General features: G+C 62.1%; 7 protein-coding genes and 1 pseudogene. 4 read left to right on the top strand and 4 right to left on the bottom strand.

The genetic code is table 11. From position 1 onward, the window contains the following. Positions 1-22: 22 nt before the first annotated feature. A pseudogene (locus ABEL04_RS08505) lies at positions 23-364 on the top strand (Uma2 family endonuclease); the annotation flags it as partial. An 81-nt stretch (positions 365-445) separates the two neighbouring features. Here the strand turns inward: ABEL04_RS08505 and ABEL04_RS08500 are convergent. Next, entirely contained in the window at positions 446-2,050 is a 1,605-nt protein-coding gene (locus ABEL04_RS08500; protein WP_375801958.1) for an amidohydrolase family protein, read from the bottom strand. A gap of 80 nt (positions 2,051-2,130) precedes the next feature. After that, entirely contained in the window at positions 2,131-3,273 is a 1,143-nt protein-coding gene (locus ABEL04_RS08495) for a trans-sulfuration enzyme family protein (protein WP_375801957.1), read from the bottom strand. A 530-nt stretch (positions 3,274-3,803) separates the two neighbouring features. On the opposite strand from ABEL04_RS08495, the gene ABEL04_RS08490 reads away from it, so the two are divergent. Next, complete coding sequence (locus ABEL04_RS08490; RefSeq protein WP_375801956.1) at positions 3,804-5,132, top strand: BamA/TamA family outer membrane protein; 1,329 nt, start codon at positions 3,804-3,806, stop codon at positions 5,130-5,132. Between the two features lie 7 nt (positions 5,133-5,139). Further along, a complete protein-coding gene (locus ABEL04_RS08485) occupies positions 5,140-6,804 on the top strand; it encodes a hypothetical protein (RefSeq protein WP_375801955.1) in 1,665 nt (554 codons plus the stop codon). 68 nt (positions 6,805-6,872) lie between these two features. Here the strand turns inward: ABEL04_RS08485 and ABEL04_RS08480 are convergent, their stop codons facing one another. Next, the gene (locus tag ABEL04_RS08480) at positions 6,873-7,598 is read right to left on the bottom strand and encodes a type 1 glutamine amidotransferase (RefSeq protein WP_375801954.1); all 726 of its coding nucleotides are present in this window, start codon (positions 7,596-7,598) and stop codon (positions 6,873-6,875) included. Between the two features lie 312 nt (positions 7,599-7,910). Here ABEL04_RS08480 and ABEL04_RS08475 point away from each other — a divergent pair, with 312 nt between their 5' ends. Then, positions 7,911-8,246, top strand: coding sequence for a hypothetical protein (locus ABEL04_RS08475; protein WP_375801953.1), 336 nt, complete (start codon positions 7,911-7,913; stop codon positions 8,244-8,246). 588 nt (positions 8,247-8,834) lie between these two features. Here the strand turns inward: ABEL04_RS08475 and ABEL04_RS08470 are convergent. Then, complete coding sequence (locus ABEL04_RS08470; RefSeq protein WP_375801952.1) at positions 8,835-10,175, bottom strand: hypothetical protein; 1,341 nt, start codon at positions 10,173-10,175, stop codon at positions 8,835-8,837. Positions 10,176-10,193: the final 18 nt, after the last annotated feature.

The following is a 10,193-nucleotide window of genomic DNA, read 5'->3' as shown; positions in this document are numbered from 1 at the left end:
CGGGCCTTCGGGTTGGAGCTCCGTGTTGGAGCTTGAAGGGAAAGACCATGCCCTTCAGACCCAGTCCACAGTGCCTCTGGACGAACGAAACGTCCCAGAGCCTGATCTTGCGGGGCTCCGGGGAGAACCGGATGACGTGCTTCGGGGCGAGCCCGAGGTCGTCCTCGTGGTCGAGGGGGCCGACACGTCCCTCGAGCAGGATCGGTCTGTGAAGCAGGCGCTTTACGCAGGGAGCGACGTGTCGGAGTACTGGATTTTAAATCTCCGGAATCGCACCCTGGAGGTGCATTGGGATCCCGGGGAAGGAGAGTACCGACAGCGGCGCACGCTTTCGGGCGACGAGACGGCTGCCCCTCGGTTGGAGGAGGCACTTTCATTCCAGGTCGAGGCGCTGCTTCCGGCCCGCGCGTACCCTCGGATTTTTCTCTACGCGGGAGACGGGCGCTCACTGCGTCAGCTCCAGGTCCGCGTCGGGGGCCATGCCGGCCTCCTTCTTGGCCTTCCGAACCATCTGCTCCACGTCGTCCAGCAGCCGCTCGGCATCGTAGACGATGCCGTCCTTGACCGTATAGTCGACTCCGCCGACCCGCTCCAACGTCCGGGTCTCTTTGTTGAAGCGGAGCGCTTTCGTGCCGTAGAGGACCTTGAGGTTCTCCAGCGGGTTTCGGTCGACGAGCACGAGGTCGGCCTGCTTGCCCACCTCCACGGACCCGAGGCTGTCAGCCCGACCCATCGCCTTCGCCCCTTCGAGTGTCGCCGAGCGGATCACTTCCAGCGGGGTGAAGCCGGCCTCCTGCAGCAGTTCGAGCTCGCGCACGTAGCCGAAGCCGTAGGTCTTGAAGATAAACCCGGAGTCGCTTCCCACACCGACTCGGCCACCGCGGTTCTTATACTCATTCACGAACTGCATCCACAGGTCGTAGTGAGTATCCCAGGCGGCCTCATCCCCCGAGGACCAGTAGTAATGGTACGAGCCGTGGTTTTTGAAGCTCGGGTGGAAGTAATTCCAAAGGGAGGGAAGCGTGTAGGTATCGTGCCACTCCGCACGGCGCCCTCTCATGAGGTCGCGGTTGGCTTCGTAAATGCCAAACGTAGGCACCATGGTGAAGTCGAGCGCAAGGAGGGAATCGAGCACCGTGTTCCAGCGCTTCGAGCCAGGATCAGCTGCCTGCTGCCACATGTGTCCGGCGTACCGGAAGCGGTCCTGTTCGTCCTGGTAGTTGTAGTCGGCGGGATAGTCTTGGATGGAGCGTTCCGTGAAGAGGGCTTCCGGGTAGCCGTAGAAGTGCTCCCCAGTGGTGAGTCCCCAGGTGGCCGTATCCATCACGTCGTACTGCACAGTGCCGGGCTGGGCGTGATGCATGGCCGTCCGCAATCCGTGGCGCTGCGCCTCTTTGATGGCCGCCTTCAGCACGTCCGGCGGGGCCTCGAAGAACTTGACGCCTTTCGCACCCGCCTCCGCAACGCCCCGGACCCATTCACGGGCCTGTCGCGGCGTGGTGATGGGCGCATCGCGCCCTGTACCAAACGCCGGGTAGACCGCCAGGCGGGGCGCTGTGATTTCATTAGCCGCACTTCGCTCCTGGTGGCGAAGCGTCCACTCGAGCCCGTTGCCGGCGGCCACCTCGCGGGCCGTGGTCACACCGTGGGCCATCCATAGCTTCAGCACGTACTCGGCCGGAGTGCCCTGGGGCTTGCCGCCGAGATGCGCGTGCATGTCTACGAACCCCGGGAGCACGTACATCCCTGAGGCGTCGATCTCGCGGTCGCCACTGTCGGGCCGCGCCTTTTCGTTGATCGGGCCCCCCGGAGAGCCAATGGGCTGGATCTGCGCGATGCTGTCGCCCTGAACGACAATATCGACCGGGCCGCGGGCGGGCGCACCGGTGCCGTCGATGAGCGTCGCGCCACGAATCACGAGCCGGTCGTAGGGCCCCGCTCCTCGGTCGCGGGACGGAGCCTCGGGAAGCGTATCGTCGGACTGGGCCACGGCGGGCCCGGCGAGGCCGAGGGTGAAGACCGAGAGGAGAAGAAACGTGGAATATCGCATTGGGGGTGGGGAAGCAGAGAACGTGGTGGAGAGGTAGCGAGTCGAGCGTCGGGGTCGGCCGGCAAAAGGGCCGAGCCTCATCAAGCGTCGAGGCTGTGGTCCAGGGCCGTCGTCAGATCCTCGACGAGGTCGTCCGGGCCTTCAAGGCCCACCGACAGGCGTACAAATCGCTCCGTGATGCCGAGTTTCTCGCGGAGGGCCGAGGGAACGTCCTTGTGCGAGGTGTAGCGAGGCTGTGTGATCAGGGTTTCGACGCCGCCGAGGCTCGGAGCGCGGAGGGGAAGGGACAAGGCCTCGAAGAAGTCGTCGGGAGTCGAGGCCGGAGAAAGCTCGAAGCTCACCATGGCGCCGCACTCGTCGAAAAGAGCACAGGCGCGGTCGTGGTCCGGGTGCGAGGACAGGCCTGGATAATGCACCTGATCGACAGCGTCGTGCTGTACCAGCGCCTCGGCGATGGTGTGGGCGGTCCGGTTCTGTTTCCGAACGCGAACGCCAAGAGTTTTGAGGCTCCGATGGAGAAGAAAGCAGGCGTGCGGATCGAGCGACCCTCCCAGAAGCTTCACTGTTTTGCGCGCCCCGTCCAGAAGGTCCGAGGGACCGGCCACCACGCCGCCCGCCAGGTCCGAGTGGCCCCCGAGGTATTTTGTGGCGGAGTGCACCACGACGTCGAAGCCTAACTTGGCCGGTCGCAGGTTCACCGGCGAGGCGAACGTGTTATCGATGACGGCCACCAGATCGTGGGCCTCAGCGAACGCCACCATCGCCTCCAAATCAGGAATCGACAGGAGGGGGTTCGTGATCGATTCGGCGTACAGCACCTCCGTCTCCGGACGCACCACACCCGCCCAGGTGGCCGGCCCGTCGTCCGGGAGAAATGAGTGTTCGATGTCAAACTGAGGAAGAAGGTCCCCGAGGAGGGTAAGGGTTCCGCCGTAGAGACTCCGCGGTACCACGAGGTGGTCGCCCGCATCGAGGAGGGTGAGAAGGGCCGACGAGATCGCGGCCATGCCGCTGGCGGTCACGAGCGCGTCCTCTGTATGTGTGAGAGCGGCAAGCTTTTCGTGAAGGGCCTCGTGATTGGGAGAGTTGTTGTAGCGCACGTACCGCACCGCCCCGTCTTGTGGCTCGTTCGTGTACGTGGCCGTCTGGAAAATGGGGAGTGTGACAGCCCTTTCGATCGGGGGATCCGGCTCGCCAGCGTGGACGGCATCGGTGTCGAACATGAGTGCGGACTGGGACCAGGAAATCAGAGCGATGCGGGGGCAGCATCCAGGGGTCGCCGGAACGTCGAAGACGGACTTCCCCGCACCCCCGCAGGTCGCCGAGCAGCATCTTCACAGGCCAACCGAACGCCTCGACGGAAGTCCGTTTCCCCCGAGTTATCCTCCCCGAGGCGATCGAACTGAAGAACAGGCGGGCAGTTTCTCGGAGCAGTGGACGGGGCAGCCCCGGCCTCTGTCGCCGATTCCCTCGACGGAGCGCTGTCCATCCTGCGCGGTGTCCCTCGGGAAAGGCATGCTCCTTGCTCGACGTGTTTGTGGTCCCTGGTACGGTCGTCCCAGAGGCTGCAGCCCGGGACGCTTCCCAGTCGCCATGACCTGATGCTCCATACTTGAATCATTCACCGCTCCTTCTTTTCGTGGGAATACACTCCGGACCGCAACCAGTCAGTTCTTGTTCTGTGAACCGGAATTCCTTTGTGGCTGTCCAGCGAGGCTCGGGCGCGCTGGTCTGCCTCCTGTGCTTATCGTGCGTGGGCCTCCTGTGCGGTGGCGGACGTGCCTGTGCGCAGGAGGCTTCCGGACAGAGCGCCGCCCGGGGGACACTCCCGGACTCGGCCTCGTCGCAGGCGGCTACAAAAACTCCCAGTCGGGCCGCCCGGTGGCGCCAGAAGCGACGCGCCAAGGCCCAGACGCTGACCCCTCCCGAGCCAGGCTTTTTCGACCGGGTAGGACGGTTTTTTGCCCGCACCAGTGGTGCGGTGGTGCCTCGCCGGTTCATCGTGACCGTCCCCCAGCTCGGAGTGGCTGGCTTCCACCCTGTGTTGGGAGGGCTGGGTGGAAACGCCGGAATGACGGCGGGGGTGCTCTACAAGCCCCCGTTTTCTCAGGCAGAGCATCGGCTGGCGAGCCTCGAGGTGCTGGGAAGCCTGCAAGACTATTATGGCACTGAGGCCCTCTTCGGGATCGAGTCGGGCCGCTACGTGGGGTACGCCTACGCCCGGTACCAACACCGTCCCAGGGAGCAGTTCTTTGGGGTTGGGAGCGGCAGCTCGAAGAGCAACGAATCAGTTTACAAGTTGGACGAGAGTATTTTTGGGGGCCTGCTTGGACGCTCCGTGGGGGCGAATGCGCTTCTTGGGGGACACGTCTCGTACCGGGTAGACCGGTACGGGGCAGGGCAGGGCAGTCTGCCTAGCGTGTCGGAGCGCTTTGGAGAAGAACTTCCTGGCGTCGGGGCCGACATTGATTATCTCATGATCGGAGGGTTCTTCGAGTACGACTCGCGCGATACGCCCTACCCCCGCGCCTTCGGGCGCCGCTTTGCCCCCACAAAACGTCGCCTCCGCAGCGTCTCTCTCGACGCCACCCGGGGCTACTACCTCTCCACCGAAATCACCCACAACCTAAACACGCAGCGCCGGGCCTTTGATTTTACCCGCTTCACGCTCGACATGCGAGAGTTTGTGCCCGTCGACGAGAATCTCATGCACGGCTTTGCGTTTCGCCAGTTCGTATCTGTAACGCGCTCGTCGGATGGCCGTGTGCCATTTTATCGGCTCCAGTCGATTGGGGGAGCCCGGTCCCTGCGGGGCTACTCCAGTGGTCGGTTTCACGGCCGCAATGTGGCGCTACTCAACGCAGAGTTGCGGTGTCAAGTCTGGCACTGGCTCGACATGGCGGTGTTCGCCGACCTTGGACACGTCTTTCACGACCTGGAAGGGGTTGGTCTTGGCGATCCGCGTCTCGGATACGGGGTTGGATTCCGAATCAAGAAGGGGGGTCAGACCCTTGGTCGACTCGACATTGCCCGCAGCGAAGCGGGAGTGACGATGCACCTGGACGTAGGCTCTCTGTTCTAATCGCCCGATGAGCGTTGTCCCTGTCTCGTTCCTCGGGACTGCCGCGCAGTACAGGTGCTTTCTCCTGGTCTTCCTCCTCTGTAGCGTTGCACTCCCGAGCTCTGCCCAGCGCTTCCTGCGCGACGACCCGCTGTGGACGGATCCGGATCGCACGGACATAACCTTTCCAGAGGCCCGCCCGGCACCGGAAGGCATCGGGCCGTTCGAGTTTCTCAGTCGTACGTTTGTGGTCCCGGGAGAGTACTCAGAGCCTGCTCAGAATATCAACACGGTCGGCGGGGTGCCGAACTCTTCCTGGTACACAAACCGGCACTACCGCTTCCCCATGTCGAAGGCGGAGTTGCGGCGTGGACCGAACGTCGGGGCCGACCCCCCGAGAGGAGGGCCGTGGAGGGTCACGCGTGTGCGCCAGGAGGGGGAACTTGCTCGCATGGTCGTTCGAGACACGACCGGACGACGCTTCACCCTTCACTTCGACGCGCGGGCATACCCTGAGATGGCGACTGGAGCCGCGATGATTGGGAGTCGCCTTCTGTATGCGCTCGGGTACAACGTTCCGCAGCACTGGCTTCGGCGAATCCGGCCAGCACGCCTCGTTCCCGCGGCAGACGGCGGCGTTACCCCAGCCGACGTCGACAGTGTACTCGCGTTCGCCGCCCGCCGCTCCGACGGCACGTATCGCGTGCTGGCAACCCGGATTCCAGATGTCGAGCGACGCATTGGTCCCTTCCGGTTTCAGGGGACCCGGCCGGACGACGGGAACGACGTGTTTCCGCACGAGGATCGGCGCGAGTTGCGCGGACTTCGGATCTTTGCTGCCTGGATTCACCACACCAACATTCGGCCTCGTCACACGCTCGATGTTGGAGTGCGCGACGACGGACGCCGCTTCGTACGGCACTACCTCACAGATCTGCACCTTACCCTCGGGAGTGACGGGGCGAGCCCAAAGCCCCGCTGGGCGGGACACGAGTACGTTCTGGAACTGGATCGAGTGTTCGAGCGCGTAACGACCCTCGGACTGAGCGGGGGAGAGTGGGCCGAGACGGACGTTCCCGATTGGCCGGCCGTCGGGCACTTCAGCGCGGATCATTTCGATCCGACGAAGTGGCGTCCGAAGTGGCCCAATCCGGCTTTTCAACGATGTGAAGCCGCCGATGCCTTCTGGGCTGCGAAGCAAGTGCGCAACTTCTCGGAGGCGGAGCTCAAAGCCATTGTGGCCACGGCCGAGTACAGCTCCCCACAGGTGGGGGAGTACATACTGCGAACGCTTCTCCGGCGACGAAACGCCATCGGTCGCGCCTATCTTCGTTGGGGAGGGGGACTCGGTCGATTTGCCGTCCAGGGGGGGCAACTTGCCTTCCAGGACCTGCGTGCGAAATACGCTCTCGCTCCCGATTCGCTGCGGCGAACGGTCACGTGGCACGTTTACGACAACCAGCAAGAAGCGATCGGACGCAGGCTCCTGCGCATGCAGTCGAGCCGCGAATCGATCCCGATTCCCTGGACCAATGCGGCCTTCCTGCGAGCCACTCTGCACGCGCCCCAGGTAGGGAGCACGCGCGTCTTCCTGCGTCGGGTGCGGTCCGCCGCGACATCGCCCCTTGAATTCTCGGGATCGTACGAAGTGGTTGGGGTCGAGCGCCAGGGAACTGCGGAGGATGCTCCGTAACGGACCGCGAACGTTCTTCCGCGGGCGAGTTTTCCCGCCGGGCACACAGAGGCAAGGAGGCCTGAGCCTCACACGGACGGCTGGCGGCGAAGGGCATCTACGTGGTCCAGGAAGTTGCCAAAGATGCGTTTCGGCGAGCGAGCAGCCTCGACGTTGGCCTCGGTGCAGGTATCGAGCGCCGCCTGAAGATCACTCTGAGGCAGGTCCTTCGAGTGGATCATGGCTTCGGCCGTCTGAAGATCGTATTCTGGATGGAACTGAACGGCGTACACCTGCTCGTGGCGGAAGGCCTGAACGCCCGTTTCGTTGGAGGCGAGTAGCGTGGCGCCCGACGGGAGAGCTACCACGTGGTCGGAGTGCGTGGCGAACACCGTAAAGGGATTCGCGATGCCGTCCCAAATGGGATCATCCACCTCCTGCTCCACCTCGACGTAGCCAAGCTCGTAGGAGCCTCCTTTAACCGTCCCGCCCAGCACCTGGGCCAGAAGTTGATGTCCCCAGCAGACCCCTAGAATCGGCAGGTTATCGGCAATGGCGCCTTCAACCCACCGGCTTAGCTCCTGGATCCAGGGCCGATCGTCGTAGACCGACGATTGGGACCCGCTGATGATGGCACCGTCAAACGTGAAGTGCCTATGCCCGTCCCCCTGAGGGGGAGGGGCAGGGCTTCCGAGGGGAGGCGGTATTTCTCCCTCATTGGCATTGAACACGGTCAGGGAGGCATCAACCTCTCGCTTAAAGTTGCGCTCTGCGTGAGGGGTGGCAAGCGAGGCGTCAACGAGGGCGAGATGCATTGCGGGCTCTGAGAGATGATTCAGTGAACCGTTATTAAATCGACTGTTGATGGGAAGGTGCGTTCCGCAGGGAGAAGAACGGGACTGATGGCGGTGTGAGATACGCTTTTCTGTTTGTCCCCCGAGGATCCTTCGGATGGTCCAGAATTTTCGTCGGTGGTGGGGAATTCGGGTCTTGCAACGTAGGAGTGCTCATACTGAGATGCTCCCTGATGGACTCTCGTCGTGCGAGCGTCAGAGATGAAGGTTGCACTTTGTTGTCCCATCTTCGATCCTAAGGCGAACTCTACCCGAATAGATTTAACCGTCATAATGTCGTTTTCGAAGTCGTGGGTCCTGTTTGTCGCCTTCTTGTTCGTGGGATGTGGGGGAGGCGGCGGAGAGGCGATCGAAACACAAAATGTCATTGGAACCATCTCTGAGGTGAATGCTGAGGAGCAAGCTGTATCCATAAACGTTCCTGATTCCGCCGAAACTGTGGAAGCAGGAACGATGAATCTGGAATTTACGGACACGACCGAGGTCCTGACGATGCAATTCACGGGAAGGCCAATCGACTCGCTTCAGGCCGGCCAAGATGTGCGCGCCGAGGTCGTGGAGGAGGGGAACCAGTACGTTCCGTCGAGGCTGATAATGCTTGACAACTAACTTGGTTGTCTACAGAGGAGACGCCTGTACGCACAGAAGTAGGATCCTGGGGGATTTTTCCCGATGGATGATCCTTGCTCTCGTGCAGCGACACCTGTAAAGTCCAACAGTCCCAGGGCTGGGCGATTGCCACTAAATCCATTTGGGGCCTTGCGGCGACTGGCCCCATTGTTGGTGCGAGAACGCGCTATGTGGCCCGTTCGGATGTTCCCGCGCGTACAGGCCGAGCCGGTGCCGCCGTAGATGACGCTCGGGTCCGAGGAGGAACAGACCCGGCAGGACGGAAAGAGGGCCTTAAGAAAAAGGCTTCAGGCAATGTAGACGTCCGGAGACGTCATGAGTACAGCTTCCTTGCCATCAGAGTCGTCCTTTCCGTCTCCATCGGACGTACCTGTAAGATCACATCCGGTCACAAGGAGGCAAAGCGAGAAGCAGAGTGCAAGGAGGAGACGGGGGACACTCCCGGAAGACGAGGAAAAGAGACGCATGGGAGACAGCGCTATGGTGCGAGGGGCCGAGAACCGTCCACACAGACGAACGGGACCGTCTCTTGACGGCCCCGTCCCCCTGTGAAGTGTCGAAAGAGGATTACTGGGAGAGGTTCGGATTCGCCCGGATCTCTGTGATGGTGATGGGGAAGAAGGTGCCCGCCGGATCCCGCTCATTCGTCCACTGATTGGATGGGGTCTCGAACCGATAATGATCGGCGAGCCGACGGCCCTGAAGGAAAAGGTTCACTTCCCGGCTCTCCTTCAGAAGCTCAAAGGCGTCCACCTGGCCGTCGTACGGCGGAAGTCCATCGAGGGCCCGCAGGTTGTTGATCTGAGTCTCGAAGCTCAGGCTGGAGTTCCCAGCGAGGGCCGCCTCCGCGAGAATGAGGTACATTTCCCGCTGAGAAACAACCGGGATATCGGCGTACTGGCTTGCCGCGACGAAGTTGTTAATGAACTGCTTGAGGTAGGGGTGCACATTCCCACTGATCATGTCCTTGAACGTCACGGACTGGAACGTCCCGTCCGATTCGTTCTCCGTGTATCGCGGGGAGAAGCCAAGTTCGGCCCGCTCGTTGATCTGCAAGGCCATGCTCAGGTCCCCTACCACGAGGCCGGGGGCAGAGGAGACCAGTTCGAGCTCGTAGGTAAAGTCGCCACTCATGCGCTGGAGGGCAGCCTGCGCATCGGCAACGGCACCATTATCGTTGACGAGGGCGGCCGTACCGGTCGTCACGTCGGGGTGAAGCTTGTTCCACAGGGCCAAGCTGTATTTCGCTCGTGCCCGCATCCCGTAGAGGGCAGTGACGAGGCGACTGTTCGCGGAAATGTCATCGCTCTGCTCGGCGAGCGAAATCGCTTCGTCCAGCCAGGTAATTGCCTGATTATACATCTGATCCATGTTACCGGGGCCGATGGGTTCCCCCCCTTCTCGCCGGTCCGAGAGGACAAAGTTGTCAAACATGTCCCCGATGGAGGTGTACATGATGGCTCCATAGAGGTACGTGCGAACCAGGGGACGTACGCTCCCAAGGTCACCGTTCTCCTGGAAGGTCTTCATGCGCTCAATGTACGTCCGGGTTACCCAGCTTGCCTCGCCTACGTACGGGAAGGCTGCGTCGGTGAACTCGTTGAATTCATTACTAACGATCCCCAGGTCAAGCTGGCCCCAAGCGTCACGAGAGCCGATCCAGGTGAGTTCCCCGGTCGCCGTATGGTAGGGGGCATGAATGGCTCCTAAGGCACGGGTAACAGATGCCTCCGCCCCGTTTGCGAGGGAGGGTGCGGCGGTGGGCTTGATGTCCTCCTCGATGAGATTATTGGGATTACTAACGTTAAGAATGTCACAGCCGGTCCCGATGCCGAGAACCAGGGCCCCGGCAAGAAAGACCGCAATGGTTGATTGGTAACGAGAGAGCATAACAGCGTAGCTAGACATAAACAGAAAGACAGGGAT

This window comes from Salinibacter sp. (assembly GCF_042218895.1).
Lineage (GTDB): Bacteria > Bacteroidota > Rhodothermia > Rhodothermales > Salinibacteraceae > Salinibacter.
The sequence above is the reverse complement of the archived record's forward strand: the minus strand, read 5'-3'. Positions and strand labels throughout refer to the sequence as shown.